Source organism: Maribacter hydrothermalis (assembly GCF_001913155.1).
GTDB lineage: Bacteria > Bacteroidota > Bacteroidia > Flavobacteriales > Flavobacteriaceae > Maribacter > Maribacter hydrothermalis.
This window is the reverse complement of sequence record NZ_CP018760.1, coordinates 1,429,769-1,446,357: the sequence shown is the minus strand read 5'-3', so window position 1 is coordinate 1,446,357 and position 16,589 is coordinate 1,429,769. Positions and strand designations below refer to the sequence as shown.

Sequence of the window (16,589 nt, the reverse complement as noted above, 5' to 3'; positions counted from 1 at the left end):
GCCACAATTCTCGGTTCCAAACAAAAAGTCATGATGAGTTCACTAATAGCTCTTGCTAAAAATGTTTTTTTCATTCATAAAATTAAATGCTAAACACGTTTCATTTTATCATTAATTTCCTTTAAACAAAGATTCCCTAAACTACCTTCGTGGGTATGGTGAATATCTCTCTTCGGTATAAATGTACCTTCATTAATTTCCATGCCCATTTTCTTATACGCATCTCTAAAAGGCATACCATTTTGTACCAATTCGTTTAAAGTGTCAACACTAAATAAATAGTCATATTTTGGGTCGTCTAGAATGTTTTCATTTACCCTAATTTCTTTTAGGCTAAAAGTTAAAATCTCAATACAAGCTTTCATGTCTTGTATAGCCGGAACAATAATTTCCTTAACCAATTGTAAATCTCTATGATATCCACTAGGTAAATTATTGATAATTAAAGTCAATTGATTTGGAATAGATTGTAGTTTATTACACTTACCACGAACCAATTCAAAAACATCGGGATTTTTTTTGTGGGGCATAATGCTAGAACCTGTTGTCAGCTCATCTGGGAAAGAGATAAAGTTGAAATTTTGGTTCATATATAAGCAAATATCCATTGCCATTTTAGAAAGCGTTGCGGCAATATTTGCAATGCCAAAAGCCGTTGCTTTTTCGGCCTTTCCTCTACTCATTTGCGCTGCAACAACATTATATTTTAAGGTGCTAAAACCCATTTCTTTAGTAGTGAAACTACGGTCTATGGCAAATGAACTACCATAACCTGCAGCGCTACCTAAAGGGTTTTGGTCTACAACTTTGTATGCTGCTTCAATAAAATAAAGGTCATCTATTAAACTTTCAGCATAAGCAGAAAACCATAGTCCAAACGAGGAAGGCATCGCAATTTGTAAATGTGTATACCCTGGTAACAATACATCTTTATGTTCTTGGGCCTTTACTAATAGAAGATTAAATAACGATTTGGTCATCGATTTAATTTCATCCAATTCATCTTTTAAATAGAGATGCATGGCTACCAAAACCTGGTCATTTCTAGATCTGGCGGTATGTATTTTTTTTCCGGTATCACCCAAGCTAAGGGTAAGCATATATTCTATTTTAGAATGCATGTCTTCAAAAGACTTTTCAATAGTAAAAGTTCCTTTTTCTATTCGAGCAGCAATAATGTTAAGTTCATTAACAAGCTCTTTAGTTTCTTTTGGAGTAATCAAACCAATTTCACCTAACATTTTTGCGTGAGCTTTAGATGCAATAACATCATACTTAGCTAAATGTAAATCGAGCTCTCTATCGTTACCAACGGTAAAATGGTCAATCTTTTTATCAGTGCTAAATCCTTTCTCCCAGAGTTTCATAATTTAAGTGTCAAGTTCAAGTATCAAGTTCAAAACTTAATAATGAAAATTAGTTTTATAATTAGCCGCACGCTTAGTGCAGGAATCCTTTTAATATTTTAATATACAAATCTATGCCTTCTTCAATCTCATTTACATAGATAAATTCATTGGCTGAATGTGAGCGTGTGCTGTCGCCAGGACCTAGTTTTAATGACTGGCAACTTAACGCTGCTTGGTCAGATAGGGTAGGCGAGCCGTATGTTGTTCTGCCTAGTGCAATACCCGATTTTACTAACGGATGGTCTTTATCTATTTTCGATGAATTCAGTCGTAAAGATCGTTCCTTTAATTCGCATGGAGCATCCTTCTTTAGTAAATCTGCAATTTCTTTATTCGTATACGCATCATTTACCCGAACATCTACCACCAAATCAACTTGTGCCGGGACGACATTATGTTGTGATCCGGCGCTAATTTGGGTAACGGTCATTTTTACATCTCCCAAAGCTTCAGACGATTTTTTAAATTTATAGTTCTTAAACCACTCTAAAACTTTAATAGAATTGTAAATGGAATTGTCATTGTTCGGGTGCGCTGCGTGAGAGGGAGTTCCTTTCACAACTGCATCAAAAACAACCAATCCTTTTTCTGCGATTGCAAGTTGCATCAAAGTGGGTTCGCCAACTATTGCAACATCAATATTAGGTAATTTAGGTAGCAATCCACGAAGACTATTTTCACCTGCATTCTCTTCTTCTGCAGAGGCCACCATTAAAAGGTTGTGGTTGAGGTCTTCAGAATCGTAATAGTTCACGAAAGTAGCCAAAAGAGACACTAAAGGTCCACCAGCATCATTACTTCCTAATCCAAATAATTTACCATCTTCAATATGGGGCAGAAAAGGGTCTTTTGTATAAGCGGTATTCGGTTTTACGGTATCGTGATGAGAATTCAATAATAAGGTTGGTTTACTGTTGTCCCAAAATTTATTTTTTGCTATAATGTTGTTGAGGTCGCGTTCTATAGGTATGTCATATTTTGCCAACCACGCTTGTATAGCATCTGCAGTCTTGTCTTCTTCTTTTGAAAATGATTCTATCGAAATTAATTCTTTCAATAAATTAATGGCACTTTCCGTAAGTTCTGTTTGATTCATTCTATAGGGTTAACGTGGTAAAAAATTCAGTGTTTTTATCTAACATGGTTACATCGCCCAAACAAACTTTTTCAACAGTATTATTCAATGCATGAAAGGAATTATGAAGCTTTGGTAACATACCATCAGCAATTACACCTTCTGATAATAGTTCGTTGTATTTTGTTGTATTTATATTTTTCACTACGCTGTTGTCATCAGTAATATCTAATAGAACACCTTTTTTTTCAAAACAATAATACAATGTCGTTTTATATAAAGATGCCATGCCAATTGCAATTTCAGAAGCAATGGTATCTGCGTTGGTGTTCAATAATTGTCCGTCACCATCATGAGAAATAGCGCAGAAAATAGGAGTTAGATTTATGGATAAAAGATTGCTCAGTAATTCAGAATTTACACCGTCAATATCACCAACAAATCCGTAATCTATTTCTTTTACGGGGCGTTTATGGGCTTGTATACTATTACCATCTGCACCACTTAAACCAATAGCGTTTATTTTTTTAGCTTGTAGTTGAGCAACTATTTTCTTGTTTGCCAATCCGCCATAAACCATGGTAATGATATCTACAGTTTCGGCATCGGTAATACGCCTGCCATCTATCATTTTAGATTCAACACCTAATTTAGTAGCTAGTTGAGTAGCCAATTTTCCACCACCGTGAACTAATATTTTAAGTCCTTCTAGTTTTGAAAATGCAGTAAGAAAAATAGCTAATGCCTTTTCATCTTCAATGACATTACCGCCAATTTTTACTATGGACAATTTTTCTTTCATATTATACATTTATTATTCCGCCGTCTATGGTCATTGAAGCCCCAGTAATCCAAGAGGCATCTTCGGAAACTAGAAATAAGGCAAGATTTGCAATATCATTCGGTTTTCCTAATCGTTTTAATAGCGTTTTATTAGCTGCGTTTTCAACGGCTTTATTCGGATTGTCAAATGCGGTTGCAGAATCCCAAAGTAACGGAGTATCTACTGGTCCAGGACACATGGCATTTACCCTTATTTGAGGAGCGTATTCTACCGCCATTTGTCTCATTAAAGCTAAGGCACCTGCCTTAGAAGCGCAATATGCAGGATGATTTGGAAAACTTTTATAAGCTGCAATCGATGCATTAATTAAAATAGAAGAACCTTCGTTTTTTTGGATTTCTGGAATCGCGAATTTAGAAAGATAGAATATAGAAGATAAGTTCGTCTCCATGGTATTTTTCCATAGTTCATCAGAAAGTTCGGTAACACTACCAATACCTAATATTCCGGCATTCAATGAAAGGATATCAAGTCTGCCGAATTTTTTAATTGCAGTCCAAACCAATTGCTCGTTGTATGCAGGGTGCCTAACATCACCGGCTATAAAAACTGCATTTTCACCTAGTTCCTGGGCTAACGCATTCCCTCTTTTTTCATCTCTTCCCGAAAGAATTATTTTAGCACCATTTGCTGCAAAGGCAATTGCAATGGCTTTTCCCATGCCACTGGTTGCCCCTGTAATTATAGCGACTTTATTTTCGAGTTTCTTTATCATTTTATTTAAGATTCTCTAATATTTTCTTCAAAACCAATTGTGCAGCGTAGGTTCTATTATTTGCTTGTTCAATAACCAAAGATTGTTCGCTATCTAAAACTTCATCGGCAACAACAACATTTCTACGAACAGGAAGACAGTGCATGAATCTTGCCTTACCTAGTTTCTTTAAGGTCATTTGCCAATTTGTATCTTGAGATTTTATTTGACCGTAATCTATATAGCTACTCCAGTTTTTTACATATACAAAATCGGCATTTTCCAGTGCTTTTTCTTGATCGTGCTCAATTTTAGAATCTTTGGTAATGTTAGGGTCCAGTTCATACCCTTTAGGATGCGTAATTACAAAATCTGCATTCTGCTTCTGCATCATCTGTACAAAAGAATTGGCAACTGCATGCGGTAAAGCCCTTGGGTGTGGTGCCCATGATAAAACAACTTTTGGGTTATTTTTAAAATTATGTTCTTCCATGGTAATGGCATCGGTTAATGCTTGTAATGGGTGACCAACGGAGCTTTCCATGTTTACAATGGGAACAGAGGCATATTTTTTAAATCCGTTTAGAACTTCTTCTGCTTCATCTAATTCTTTGTCAACCAAACCGGCAAAAGCACGAATGGCAATAATATCACAATATTGAGAAATTACCTGTGCCGCTTCTTTTACATGTTCAGATGTACCTTGGTCCATAATAGTACCATCAGCATATTCTAATGCCCAACCTTCGCTTCCAAAATTCATAACAATGACTTCCATGCCTAAATTTATAGCCGCTTTCTGGGTGCTTAAACGCGTACGTAGCGAGTTGTTGAAAAATAGGAGTCCAATAGTTTTATCACTCCCTAAAGATTTAAATTTTTTAGGTTGTTTTTTTAGAGTAATAGCTTCTTTTACCCAGGTGGATAAAGAGTCAATATCGTTTATTGAAAGGTAATTCATGATGCTTTAATTTTTGTAAAAGTGCTTTTGTTATTCATGGCATCGGTAATAAAATTATCATTTAAGCCATTGGTAATCCATGTTTCTATACCGGCTTTTTGGGCAATGGTTGCGGCATCAATTTTAGATTGCATGCCACCAGTGCCGTGGGTAGATTTAGATGCGCCAATTTCGTGCTGTAATTCGCTTAAATTGGAGACTTCTTCAATAGTTTTTGGTGTTGTTGATAGTAGTGATGCTTTTGTATAAATACCATCTGTATTAGTAGCAATAATTAATATATCTGCGGATAATAATGAAGCTGTTAAGCCTGCCAGTTTATCATTATCACCAAACTTAATTTCATCTGTTGCAACAGTGTCGTTTTCATTAATAATAGGAATGAAATTGTTGGCAACAAGCACATTTATAGTGTTTTTAATATTGACTCTAGTTTGTTCCTTTTCAAAATCTGAATAAGATAATAAGCATTGAGAAGTAAAAAGTCCAAGCTCTCGAAAATTCTCTTGAAAAATACGCATTAAGTGAGGTTGTCCAATAGATGCTAGTGCTTGCTTTACAGTTATTTCTTCACCATTATGCTCCAATTTTACAAACTGCCTAGCTGCAGCAATAGCACCAGAACTCACAATTATGAATTCATACTCGTCTTTTAAAGCGGCTATTTGCCTGCCAATATCTTCAATTTTACCACGAGAAATATGGTCGGTATCCTTTGTTAAGGTATTGGAACCTAATTTCAATAAAATTCTCTTTTTCAACATTTTAATTCTGATTTTGTCAGGCTAAATTTTATTCTTTCCTAACTCCTAACTCCTAACTCCTAACTCCTAACTCCTAACTCCTAACTTTTTTAGGTTTCGACTGCGCTCAACCGGACACTATTATTATTCGTTTTACTAACAAGCATCAACTATCTAACCTGGCCATTCCCTTTTACGTACCATTTGTTGGTAACTAAGTGTTGTAAGCCAATAGGGCCGCGTTGGTGTAATTTATCGGTGCTAATAGCTAGCTCACCACCAAGGCCAAATTGCCCACCATCGGTAAAACGGGTAGATGCATTATGGTATACGGCAGCAGTATCTACATTTTGCATGAATAGGTCTGCTTCTTCTTCATTTTTTGTAATAATAGAAGCCGAATGTCCGCCGCCATAAGTGTTAATATGCTGAATAGCTTCTTCTACATCTGGTACTTGACCAAGAACTATTTTATAATCTAAGAATTCTTCATACCAAACAAGTTCATTATCTATTTGCGAAGTGCCCTCTAAACCAGCAAGCTTTGCATCAGTTAAAACTTCAACATTATACTTTTTTAAGGATTGAACTAATAGGTTTAGAAATTCCATTTTCCGAGGTAAATCTCTTGAAATAATAACTTTGTCAACCGCATTACAAGCCGATATTTTTGTAGTCTTTGCATTAATAATAACATCTAAGGCCATTTGCAAATCGGACTCATGAGAAACATAAACAAAGTTGTTACCACGACCACTCACAATTACAGGACATTGGGCGTGTTGTTTTACAAAAGCAATTAGTTTTTCACCACCACGAGGTACTATTAAATCTAATTTTTGAGTCGGATTTTCTAGAAATTGCTGCGTTTCCTCTCTTGAATAATTCAAATAAGTAATCCAATCTTCGGAACATTCGCAAGATTCTAGAGCTTTATGCCAGAGATTAACTAAAACCAAATTAGAGTTTAAGGATTCTTTGCCTCCTTTTAATAAAATTTTGTTTCCAGATTTAAAAGCAATTCCGGCAGCTTCTATAGTAACATCTGGTCTAGATTCATAAATAATCATGATAGTGCCAAAAGAAGCCGTTTTGTTACTTATTTCTAATCCGTTGTCATGTGTAAATTGAAAACGTTCTACATGTAAAGGGTCGGGAAGAGCGGCTAATTTTTTTAAAGAGGAGGCCATTTCTCTAACCTTATTTTTGTCCACCTTTAATCTATCTATCATAGCAATATCACCCGATTCAAAAGAGTTTATATCTTTCTCATTAGCAGAAATAAGTATAGATTCTTCTTGTTGAACCAATTCTGCCATACGTTTTAATACGGCATTTCTTTTTGTTAAGGAGAGTGTTATTATCATGATAAAGCAGTCTTAAGTGCGTTAAAAAACACGTCTAAATCTTGTTTTGTAATGTTTAATGCAGGTAAAATTCTAAGCACAGTTTTGTCTTTTGCGCCACCAGTAAATAGGTGATGGTCATAAATAAGTTTTTTGCGTAAATCGGCAACCTGAAAATCGAACTCCAACCCAAGCATTAACCCTTTACCTTTTACACGTTTTACTTCTGGAATTTCTTTTGCCTTTTCAGTAAAGTAATTTCCTAGCTCTTCTGCATTTTTAATCAAATTCTCTTTCTCTAAAACTTCAAGAACAGCTAATGTTGCTACACAAGCCAAATGGTTACCGCCAAACGTAGTGCCTAGCATACCAAATTTTGCTGCATATTTTTCATGAATTAAAATGCCACCTACAGGAAATCCATTACCCATGCCTTTTGCAACACTTATAATATCTGGTTGTATGTTATGGTGCTGAAAAGCGAAAAATTTACCACTTCTACCAAAGCCACATTGCACCTCATCAGCAATTAAGAAAACATTATTTTCTCTACAAAGAGCCGCTACCTCTTGGTAAAATTGTGTAGTTGGTTCATCTAATCCCCCAACACCTTGTATGGACTCTATTATAACAGCGCAAACATTCTTTTTGACAATCTCATTTTTAAAGCTAATAATGTCATTGAGTTCTAAAAAGTTTACTTTTTGCTGTTGATTAATAGGTGCATTTATAGAGGGGTTGTCAGTAGTAGCTACAGCAGCAGACGTACGCCCGTGAAAACCATTTTTAAAGGCAATAACTTTAGATTTTCCTGTTACAAAAGACGCCATTTTTAAGGCGTTTTCATTAGCTTCAGCTCCAGAGTTACACAAGAAAAGATTGTAATCTCCGCAACCAGAAAGTTGTCCAAGTTTTTCGGCTAACTCTTCTTGTAAAGGGTTTTGTACTGCATTGCTATAAAAACCAATTTTGTCCAATTGGTCTTTTAAACGCTTTACATAATGCGGGTGAGAATGACCAATGGAAATAACAGCATGGCCACCATAGAAATCTAAATAATCTTGACCTTTTTCATCCGTAACTACGATACCTTTTGCAGAAACTGGAGTAACATTATATAAAGGATAAACATCGAATAATTTCATAATCCAAAAAATTCAAGTTCAAAAGAACTAATTAAAAAGTGTTTTTTTACTCGATAAACGAGATATTAATGCTCCGAGGCTTACCTCGAAATTTCAAATTCATTCTCTTTCGAATGCCTAGTGGACTTGTTTCGAGATAGTTTACTTTGTTTTAAATTCGGTAATTTTATCATAAGATGCCACAATACCACGAATTAGCGATGAGCTTAATCCTTGGTGCTCCATTTCATTTAGTCCGGTAATGGTACAACCCATGGGAGTGGTAACCCTATCTATTTCTTCTTCAGGGTGGTTGCCAGATTCTATTAACAAACTAGCAGCACCACTACAGGTGTGCATTGCTAACTCTTGCGCCTCTTGTGCATCAAAACCTAGTTGTATGGCACCTTGTGTTGTTGCACGAATTAAGCGCATCCAAAAAGCAACACCACTTGCACATATAACAGTTGCAGCTTGCATTTGACCTTCTGGGATTTCCATAGAATGACCCATTCTATTAAAAATGGCTTTTGCCAATTCAATACGTTTTTTACCCTTTTCATTACTGCAAATACATGTCATAGACTTACCTACAGAAATAGCGGTATTAGGCATACTTCTAATAATGTAATTATCCTTGCCAATAACACTTTCTATTTTGTCTATTCCAAAGCCGGTAATGGTTGAAATTATTACATGATTTTCGTTCAGTAAATCTTTTACACTTTCTAAAATTGCTGCAAAATGAACGGGCTGAACAGCAAAAATTAAGATATCAGAATTCTGTATAGCCAAGCGGTTATCATTTGTTACGGTAACCTTATTATGTTTTTCAAAATCAAGAATAGATTTGGTGTTTCTTTTAGTAAGGTACATGGTAGTAGAACCATTACTTTTTAGAATTCCGTTTGCAATGGAAAGTCCTAAGTTACCTGCACCTATTATGGCTATTTTCATTTTTTTTAGTTTTGTATAAAGCGTACTAAGTAAGAAGTATGAAGTAAAGAGTAAATTCTAAATTTATGTTCGTTTCTTATAATTAGACCTTATTAATTTTTGTATCAATCTTTTAAAATATTTTTTTATTTCCGTCAATTGTCAACCTCAACTATGTTTCTCACCAGCTCCTCTGCTAGGTAACTGAGCGTAGCCGAAGTTAAAAAACGCCTGCTTTCAAATTCAGGCCTAAATCTTCTTCTAGTCCAAATATTAAATTCATATTCTGTACTGCTTGTCCTGATGCTCCTTTTAATAGGTTGTCAATTGCTGAGGTAACCAGTAAAATGTCATCATGTTTATGCAGGTGGATATGACACTGATTGGTGTTTACTACTTGTTTTAAATTGATAGGCTCATCTGAAATTTGAGTAAATACAGCATTTTTATAGAATTCCTGATATAGTTTCCCCGCGTCTTCTAAACTTTCTTCAAATTTGGTATATGAAGTAGCTAAAATACCACGGGTAAAATTGCCTCTATTAGGCATAAAAAATAAGTTGCCACTGTTTTTTTGAAGTGAATGTAAACTTTCATTAATTTCACCCAAATGTTGATGGGTAAAAGGCTTGTACCAGCTTACATTATTATTTCTCCATGAAAAATGTGAAGTGGCAGACGGACTAACACCTGCTCCAGTACTACCAGTAACAGCATTAATATGTACTTCATTTTTTAGAAGATTTGCATTTGCTAATGGTAGCAATGCAAGTTGAATAGCGGTGGCAAAACAACCAGGGTTTGCAATATATTGAGCGTTTTCAATTTCGTTTTTAAATAGTTCTGGTAAACCGTAAACGAACTTTTTTCCATCAAAATCATCATCGGCATGCAGTCTAAAATCATTGCTTAAATCTATGATTTTAGTATTGACTGAAAAATTATGTTCTTTTAAAAAAGCCGTAGAGTTACCATGACCTAAACAAAGAAAAACAACATTAACCTCTATGTTTACATTTCCTGAAAATTCTAAATCAGTTACCCCTAATAAATCTGGATGCGCAGTAGTAACTTTTTTTCCAGCCCTGGTGGTACTGAATACAAAATCTATTTCCGTTGCCGGATGATTTAATAGAATTCGAATAAGCTCCCCACCCGTATAACCAGAACCACCAATAATTCCTGCTTTAATCATAATTTTAATTTGTGTAAAGAGTATCAAGTAATAAGTATTAAGTACAAAGTACTTGAACAACACTTTTAATTTTTCACTTAATACTTTATACTCATTACTTAATACTATTTTTTCCTAAACTCCTAACTCCTAACTATTTATTTATCCCCATTTACATGGTTATAAATTTTTCCTGAATTCGATAGAATTTTAATAAAGCCTTTAGCATCATCTGCAGACCAACCTTTATTTACTTCGCCATATTTTCCAAAAGCATCGGTCATTAAATCATGTTTAGATGAAATTCCGTGTAATCGAAACTGGAAAGGATATAAGCCAACAAATACATCACCAGAAACTGTTTTTTGGGTATCGGTCAAGAAGGTTTCTATATTTCTCATTACAGCATCTAGGTAGTTGCCTTCATGCAATAACATACCGTAGAAATTACCTTGTTGTTCTTTTTGATATTGTTGCCATTTTGTAAGCGTATGCTTCTCTAATAAGTGGTGTGCTTTTATAATTATTAAGGAAGCAGGAGCTTCAAAACCAACTCGACCTTTAGTACCAATAATAGTATCACCAACATGAATGTCTCTACCAATAGCAAATTTAGAAGCTAGCGCCTCTAACTTTTCAATATTAGCAACTGGGTTATCTTTTTTACCATCAATAGCTACCAACTCTCCTTTTTCGAAAGTAAGTTTTACATCTATTGGGTTTTTCTCTTGTAACTGGCTTGGGTAAGCGCTATCGGGTAATGCTTTTTCGGATGTTAATGTTTCTTCACCACCAACCGATGTTCCCCATAAGCCTCTATTAATAGAGTATTTAGCCTTCTCCCAAGGGTAATCTACTCCGTTTGATTTTAGGTATGCAATCTCTTCCTCCCTTGCTAATTTATTATCTCTGATCGGCGTAATTATTTCAATCTCTGGAGCAATGATTTGGAAAATCATATCGAAACGAACTTGGTCGTTACCTGCACCTGTACTACCATGAGCAATATAACCAGCGCCAACTTTTTTAGCGTAGTTTACAATTTCAATAGCCTGTACAATACGTTCTGCACTTACAGAAAGCGGGTAGGTATTGTTTTTGAGTACGTTACCAAAAATAAGGTACTTAACCACTTTATCATAAAAAGTCTGTACGGCATCAATTGAGGTGTATGATGTTGCACCTAGTTCTATCGCTTTTTTCTCGATTTCCTTTATTTCATCTGATGAAAATCCGCCAGTATTTACGCTAACTGCATGTACTTCAAACCCTTTGTCTTTTGATAAATGTTTAGCGCAGTAAGATGTATCTAATCCGCCGCTATATGCTAGTACTAATTTTTTCATTGTAATATGTTCAAATCCGGTAATACCGGGTAATTATTGTTTTTGTTTGATAGAAATTAGACATTTATTATAGAGAAAAAAGAGGTTAGAAAATAGATTGATATTTTCATTATCTAGTTCATTTTTTTCTATAATCTAATTTTTATTTTCTACTTTCTTTTTAAGGAATAAACTCTCTTTTATGCTTTTTAATCTTGTAAAGGCTTTGCTGTTTACTTCCTTAATTTCTTCAGGTTTTTTCTTATTATTTCCATCGTAGAGCATTCCAGTGCAAAGGCACATTTTTTGTTCTGTTCTAGTAAGAATATCAAAGTTTTTGCAGGTTTGACAACCTTTCCAGAATTCTGGGTCATCTGTTAGTTCAGAAAAGGTAACTGGTTTGTAACCAAGTTCGTAGTTTATCTTCATAACCGCTAAGCCTGTAGTTATTCCAAATATTTTAGCATCTGGAAACTTCTGTCTACTTAATTCAAATATTTTGGCTTTAATTTTTTTGGCAAGACCCTGGCCTCTATAATCTGGGTGAACAATAAGACCTGAGTTGGCCACAAATTTCTCGTGCCCCCAAACTTCTATATAGCAGAAGCCTGCAAATTTATCTCCATCCAAAGCCAAAATAGCGTTGCCGTTAGATAGTTTTCTCTGAATATATTCAGGCGTACGTTTTGCAATACCTGTTCCTCGAACTTTGGCAGATTCAGCTATGGTATCGCAAATATCCTGAGCGTATTTAAAATGTGATTCGTTAGCAACAATTAAGTTCATTGCCAGTTAAATTTAAAAAGTGTATAAAAAAAATTTTGATTTGCTGTGCGGAAATGGACTCACCTAATTCCATAAATATATCATACCCTTACGGGCGACGACGGGGAGATGTGAACGGACGCGCAAGAGCAACTGGGCTCACGGTACAATATAAAAAGTAGATTTCTTCGTTCATTATAAAGTAAATGTACAAATTATATTTATTTGAAATCCTCGATACTATAATTTTTACAAAAACTTCACTTTTTGTTATTATGTGCAACAATTTCATAAATAATGAAGCCGTATACTGAAATATACTCAATGCTAAGTAGCCATAGATTTTCTTTAAAATCTGTTTGTGAATAGGCAAAATAACTTAGTACGATGGCCGCAGACCATATTATAGCATACTTGTACGAGGTAAAAATGGCAAGTAACACAAGGAAAATACTATACCAAGGGTGTATGGTAGTAGATATAAAGTAGTAGATAGTTAAAACCCACATCATAGAAGCTATTAACTGGTTTAAATCCTTCCTTTTTGGGAGAAAGGTAAATAAGAGCACCGTAATAATTGTAAGTGCAGGCGTAATTTTGCCATATGTTTTTATAAACTCCCAAGGTTTAGCTTCAAATTGAATTGCTACTTGTTTTACAATATTGTAGATGCTAGCATTAAATTCAAAATTAGAAAACCACAGGCTTAAGGTTTTTGTATAATTAGCTATGAATTCTGGGGTGTAAAATGGTAAAAAAAGTAGAAAAGAAGTTGCGGCTATCAATATATAAAACACACTACTTTTTTTCCATCTCAAATAAGGTAAAAACAACGGTAAAAATAATATGGGTACCAATTTTATAGAAATAGAACATGCTAAAATAATTGCGGCCCATGTCCATTTTTTTAGCGATAACAGAAATATAGAAAGTATAAAGAAGAACAGCATTACGCCCTCGAAATGCAAGTTTCCCGTAAGTTCAATAATAACTAACGGATTAAGAAAGTACCAAAATATGAGCTGAGGAGATTTGTTAAGGTTTTTCAATAATTTTCTTCCAAAATAAAAAATACCTATATCGGCTAAAATAATAGTACTACGCATTACAACTAAAGAAGCAAACATACTTTTACCACCTATTAAGGCGGCCAAGCCGAAGATTAATTGATTTAGCGGTGGGTAATTACTATAGTGTTTTGCGCTTAAAGTTCCCATGCCATTATAAAGTTCATTGGCATTGGGTATCATGGTAGCCATATTTGCAATTATTTCATTTGGCGTATGTAAATAGGGGTTTATGCTTTTGGCAACCAAATGACCATCCCAAATAAAGCGATAGAAATCTTGAGACAAAGTGGGTTCTGTAAATAAAAATATAAGCCTAAAAATTATACCTACGGCCAATAAGTATTTAACGTTCCATTTTTCGAATTGTATAAGCTTAAAGCAAAGTAGAAAAAGTGCTATAAAAAGAGTTAGTAGTTTAACAAAATCTGTCCGCACTAAATGATAGGCAAAAGTGTAATAAAACATAATACTCAATACCACCAACAGCAAGGAAACCTTATGAAGTTTCAAAAATGTTTTAAAGGTATTTGGCATTTGGGAATTAGTTTAGAGACAAGACAATTTAGTGGTTTTTGTTGAAATGTAATTTTATCGTTCCATCATTTTACCTAAAAGTTCTTTCATCATTTTGGCGGCTAAATATGCTGTCATATTATGAAAGTCGCGATCTGGGTTGTATTCAACAATATCAGCACCTACTACTTCAGTGTTAATGTTATGAACTAAATCTAAAACTTGGCGAGATGAGAGTCCGCCTGGCTCGTGGTGAGATACTCCTGGAGCAAATGCAGGATCAAACCCGTCCATATCTAAGGATATGTAAAGCGGATTGTCAAATTTAGGAATAGCCTCTAAATTTAAACTCCTCATTTCATGAACATCAACTTTATATTTTGCCGCTTGGGCAGTTTGGTGTGGATTTAAAGTTCTTATACCTACCTGAACCAGTTTTACGGCAAAACCGTTTTCCATAATCCTAGCAAAGGGGCAGGCATGAGAATACGGATCACCTTCATAATCGTGGTACAAATCGGCATGTGCATCAATATGTAAAATATCTAGTTTAGGATGTTTATTATGAAACGCTTTAATAATTGGAAAAGTAATAGAGTGGTCTCCACCGAGGGTTAGTATTTTGGAATCTGAATCTAAATGTTTTTTGGTGATCAATTCAATATCAAAGTAGTCTTTTATTGCAAAATCACCCTTGTCGGTTATGGTTTCATTTTCAATTGAAACACCATATTCAGTACATAGATTCATAGAATCGCTATAAAGTGCTTTTCTAATTAGGTCGGGTGCTTTTGCGGGTCCTTTTTGAAAAGAGGATTTTGCATCCCAATTAATGCCTTGAATAGTAATATGTTTCATTTTGGTGGTTTGTTGATTGTAGTCGGTAAAATCTAAGAAACTTAAAGTAATTAATACATGGTGTTTTGGTTTCTAGATTTTTCTGGAATTTGCTGAATAGCATCCCAATGTTCGCAAATTTTTCCATTATCATCAAATCTAAAAAAATCCATGGTGACATATTGGTCATTTCCTGGCCATGTTTGGTGGGTATGTAAAGCAACTAAATCACCTTCGGCAATAGAACGTACAAATTCAATGGACTTTTCTGGGTACTCTAGTTGCATTCGGTCAAAATAATCGATAAAACCTTGAGTGCCATTCACAACTGCGGGGTTATGCTGAATGTACTTATTCCCTACATATTTTTCAATGGCAAGTTTTGGCTGGCCCATATAAGCGGTTCTGTAAAATTCAACGGCATTCTCTTTGTTTTTTTCTAGATTCATCCTTGCTATTTTAGAATTTCGGTGATTGGATGTTTAAACTTTTTATAATCCGTAGGTAAATCTACAAAAGGTTCAGTAGTAAAACTGAATGCACTATTTCCATTAAAAACCCAATAATTACCTTCTATTTTACCAGTTTCACTGGTGGTGTGATCTCGTGGAATTTCATTTATAGAAAATTGATTTTTCTCTTTATTATACCAAATACCCATTGCACGTAAATCATTCTCATTTGTATATGTTAGCGTAATGTGTGTTTGTAATTCACCATTTACAGAATTTATAATAGCGCCTTTAGAAGGGAAACTTTCTAATTCTTTTGCCCATGGTATGTTATTCACTTTCCAGTTCGCTATTTTTTCCCATTGCGCTAAAGCAATTGCGGTATCTTTTTCAGTTTGGATAAAGGTGAAAATGTGTTCTTGAACTATAACTATTTCTTTTGTTTTAGGGTTAATAGTTACGGTGGTTTTATCAGCTGCAATTTTACTGTCCTCTATACCAAAGAATGATGCTAATAGAAAGAATATAATATTAATTTGTTCCATTTAAAGTGGCAATATTTTGAATTTATGAATTATGTTTTGTTAATATGTACTCAAGCGTTTTTTTAACACTTAACCATTCTTGTTCAGTTATTGAAAACACGACCGAATCTCTGTAAGTGCCATCAGCATTTATTCTATGATTTCTTAAAATACCGTCCTCTTTTGCGCCAAGCCGTGCAATTGCCGTTCTAGACTTTATGTTGTGCCAGTTGGTCATAAATTGTACAGCAATGCAATTTAGATTCTCAAAGGCAAATTTTAATAAGAGCAGTTTACATTCGGTATTGACACCAGTTCTTTGGTGTTTTTTTGCATACCAGGTATAGCCAATTTCTAGTCTTCTATGCTCTGGTTGTATGCTATAGAATCTTGTAGAGCCAATAATCGTATTAGTTGCCTTGTCTATTACTGTAAATGTATATTCAATACCTTCTTCTTTTTGCTTTAAAGCATGATCAATGTAAGCTTCAATGTTTTTTTCTGAAGGTACAGAAGTGTACCATAATTCCCATAAATTACCGTCGGCAGCGGCTTTTAATAAGTCTCTTTTATGAGATTTCTCTAAAGGAACAAGTTTAACTTTATCTCCTTCTAATGCGATGTTATCAATCCAATTTCCCATTTTCATATGGTGGTTTTAATAAATATCAAAAGTTCAAGTATAAAACTAAGTAATAACTAAGGATTATTGACTTTTAAATTAATGCTGCTAAATGATTTCATCTTTTTTATATTGTTATGGATATATTATAAATAAAATTGATAAATCTAAATTG

17 protein-coding genes are annotated in these 16,589 nt (G+C 34.5%); all 17 read right to left on the bottom strand.

The window, feature by feature from the left end; genetic code table 11:
* Positions 1 to 89: 89 nt before the first annotated feature.
* Positions 90 to 1,367 carry an argininosuccinate lyase gene (gene argH / locus BTR34_RS06220; RefSeq protein WP_068485189.1) on the bottom strand — a complete coding sequence of 426 codons (1,278 nt, stop codon included), beginning with the start codon at positions 1,365 to 1,367 and terminating at the stop codon, positions 90 to 92.
* Between the two features lie 73 nt (positions 1,368 to 1,440).
* Positions 1,441 to 2,505: a M20 family metallo-hydrolase gene (locus BTR34_RS06215; protein WP_068485188.1), complete on the bottom strand. Its 1,065-nt coding sequence runs from the start codon at positions 2,503 to 2,505 to the stop codon at positions 1,441 to 1,443.
* Between the two features lies 1 nt (position 2,506).
* Positions 2,507 to 3,286, bottom strand: a complete 780-nt coding sequence (gene argB, locus BTR34_RS06210; RefSeq protein ID WP_068485772.1) for an acetylglutamate kinase — start codon at positions 3,284 to 3,286, stop codon at positions 2,507 to 2,509.
* 1 nt (position 3,287) lies between these two features.
* Positions 3,288 to 4,043 carry an SDR family NAD(P)-dependent oxidoreductase gene (locus BTR34_RS06205; RefSeq protein ID WP_082960187.1) on the bottom strand — a complete coding sequence of 252 codons (756 nt, stop codon included), beginning with the start codon at positions 4,041 to 4,043 and terminating at the stop codon, positions 3,288 to 3,290.
* Position 4,044: 1 nt separating this feature from the next.
* Complete coding sequence (locus BTR34_RS06200; protein ID WP_068485187.1) at positions 4,045 to 4,983, bottom strand: Rossmann-fold NAD(P)-binding domain-containing protein; 939 nt, start codon at positions 4,981 to 4,983, stop codon at positions 4,045 to 4,047.
* A complete protein-coding gene (proB, locus tag BTR34_RS06195) occupies positions 4,980 to 5,747 on the bottom strand; it encodes a glutamate 5-kinase (protein WP_068485186.1) in 768 nt (255 codons plus the stop codon). Before proB ends, BTR34_RS06200 begins: the two co-directional genes overlap by 4 nt.
* 149 nt (positions 5,748 to 5,896) lie before the next feature.
* Entirely contained in the window at positions 5,897 to 7,093 is a 1,197-nt protein-coding gene (locus tag BTR34_RS06190) for a glutamate-5-semialdehyde dehydrogenase (RefSeq protein WP_068485185.1), read from the bottom strand.
* A complete protein-coding gene (locus BTR34_RS06185) occupies positions 7,090 to 8,217 on the bottom strand; it encodes an aspartate aminotransferase family protein (protein WP_068485184.1) in 1,128 nt (375 codons plus the stop codon). Before BTR34_RS06185 ends, BTR34_RS06190 begins: the two co-directional genes overlap by 4 nt.
* Positions 8,218 to 8,358: 141 nt before the next feature.
* Complete coding sequence (gene proC / locus BTR34_RS06180) at positions 8,359 to 9,153, bottom strand: pyrroline-5-carboxylate reductase (RefSeq protein ID WP_068485183.1); 795 nt, start codon at positions 9,151 to 9,153, stop codon at positions 8,359 to 8,361.
* 199 nt (positions 9,154 to 9,352) lie between these two features.
* Positions 9,353 to 10,327 carry an N-acetyl-gamma-glutamyl-phosphate reductase gene (gene argC, locus BTR34_RS06175; RefSeq protein ID WP_068485182.1) on the bottom strand — a complete coding sequence of 325 codons (975 nt, stop codon included), beginning with the start codon at positions 10,325 to 10,327 and terminating at the stop codon, positions 9,353 to 9,355.
* A 137-nt stretch (positions 10,328 to 10,464) separates the two neighbouring features.
* Positions 10,465 to 11,652, bottom strand: a complete 1,188-nt coding sequence (locus BTR34_RS06170; protein WP_068485181.1) for an argininosuccinate synthase — start codon at positions 11,650 to 11,652, stop codon at positions 10,465 to 10,467.
* 135 nt (positions 11,653 to 11,787) lie between these two features.
* Positions 11,788 to 12,417: a GNAT family N-acetyltransferase gene (locus BTR34_RS06165; RefSeq protein ID WP_068485180.1), complete on the bottom strand. Its 630-nt coding sequence runs from the start codon at positions 12,415 to 12,417 to the stop codon at positions 11,788 to 11,790.
* A gap of 239 nt (positions 12,418 to 12,656) precedes the next feature.
* Positions 12,657 to 14,000: a mannosyltransferase gene (locus BTR34_RS06160; RefSeq protein ID WP_068485179.1), complete on the bottom strand. Its 1,344-nt coding sequence runs from the start codon at positions 13,998 to 14,000 to the stop codon at positions 12,657 to 12,659.
* A 54-nt stretch (positions 14,001 to 14,054) separates the two neighbouring features.
* On the bottom strand, positions 14,055 to 14,837 hold the full coding sequence (gene speB, locus BTR34_RS06155) for an agmatinase (RefSeq protein WP_068485178.1): 783 nt from the start codon (positions 14,835 to 14,837) through the stop codon (positions 14,055 to 14,057).
* A 50-nt stretch (positions 14,838 to 14,887) separates the two neighbouring features.
* Entirely contained in the window at positions 14,888 to 15,265 is a 378-nt protein-coding gene (locus BTR34_RS06150; protein WP_068485177.1) for a nuclear transport factor 2 family protein, read from the bottom strand.
* A gap of 5 nt (positions 15,266 to 15,270) precedes the next feature.
* The gene (locus BTR34_RS06145; RefSeq protein WP_068485176.1) at positions 15,271 to 15,813 is read right to left on the bottom strand and encodes a hypothetical protein; all 543 of its coding nucleotides are present in this window, start codon (positions 15,811 to 15,813) and stop codon (positions 15,271 to 15,273) included.
* 22 nt (positions 15,814 to 15,835) lie between these two features.
* Positions 15,836 to 16,441: a GNAT family N-acetyltransferase gene (locus tag BTR34_RS06140; RefSeq protein ID WP_235843226.1), complete on the bottom strand. Its 606-nt coding sequence runs from the start codon at positions 16,439 to 16,441 to the stop codon at positions 15,836 to 15,838.
* Positions 16,442 to 16,589: the final 148 nt, after the last annotated feature.

Coding starts and splice junctions, on each gene's coding strand:
- argH (WP_068485189.1), bottom strand. CDS start 1,367: ATGAAACTCTGGGAGAAAGGATTTAGCACTGATAAAAAGATTGACCAT.
- BTR34_RS06215 (WP_068485188.1), bottom strand. CDS start 2,505: ATGAATCAAACAGAACTTACGGAAAGTGCCATTAATTTATTGAAAGAA.
- argB (WP_068485772.1), bottom strand. CDS start 3,286: ATGAAAGAAAAATTGTCCATAGTAAAAATTGGCGGTAATGTCATTGAA.
- BTR34_RS06205 (WP_082960187.1), bottom strand. CDS start 4,043: ATGATAAAGAAACTCGAAAATAAAGTCGCTATAATTACAGGGGCAACC.
- BTR34_RS06200 (WP_068485187.1), bottom strand. CDS start 4,983: ATGAATTACCTTTCAATAAACGATATTGACTCTTTATCCACCTGGGTA.
- proB (WP_068485186.1), bottom strand. CDS start 5,747: ATGTTGAAAAAGAGAATTTTATTGAAATTAGGTTCCAATACCTTAACA.
- BTR34_RS06190 (WP_068485185.1), bottom strand. CDS start 7,093: ATGATAATAACACTCTCCTTAACAAAAAGAAATGCCGTATTAAAACGT.
- BTR34_RS06185 (WP_068485184.1), bottom strand. CDS start 8,217: ATGAAATTATTCGATGTTTATCCTTTATATAATGTTACTCCAGTTTCT.
- proC (WP_068485183.1), bottom strand. CDS start 9,153: ATGAAAATAGCCATAATAGGTGCAGGTAACTTAGGACTTTCCATTGCA.
- argC (WP_068485182.1), bottom strand. CDS start 10,327: ATGATTAAAGCAGGAATTATTGGTGGTTCTGGTTATACGGGTGGGGAG.
- BTR34_RS06170 (WP_068485181.1), bottom strand. CDS start 11,652: ATGAAAAAATTAGTACTAGCATATAGCGGCGGATTAGATACATCTTAC.
- BTR34_RS06165 (WP_068485180.1), bottom strand. CDS start 12,417: ATGAACTTAATTGTTGCTAACGAATCACATTTTAAATACGCTCAGGAT.
- BTR34_RS06160 (WP_068485179.1), bottom strand. CDS start 14,000: ATGCCAAATACCTTTAAAACATTTTTGAAACTTCATAAGGTTTCCTTG.
- speB (WP_068485178.1), bottom strand. CDS start 14,837: ATGAAACATATTACTATTCAAGGCATTAATTGGGATGCAAAATCCTCT.
- BTR34_RS06150 (WP_068485177.1), bottom strand. CDS start 15,265: ATGAATCTAGAAAAAAACAAAGAGAATGCCGTTGAATTTTACAGAACC.
- BTR34_RS06145 (WP_068485176.1), bottom strand. CDS start 15,813: ATGGAACAAATTAATATTATATTCTTTCTATTAGCATCATTCTTTGGT.
- BTR34_RS06140 (WP_235843226.1), bottom strand. CDS start 16,441: ATGAAAATGGGAAATTGGATTGATAACATCGCATTAGAAGGAGATAAA.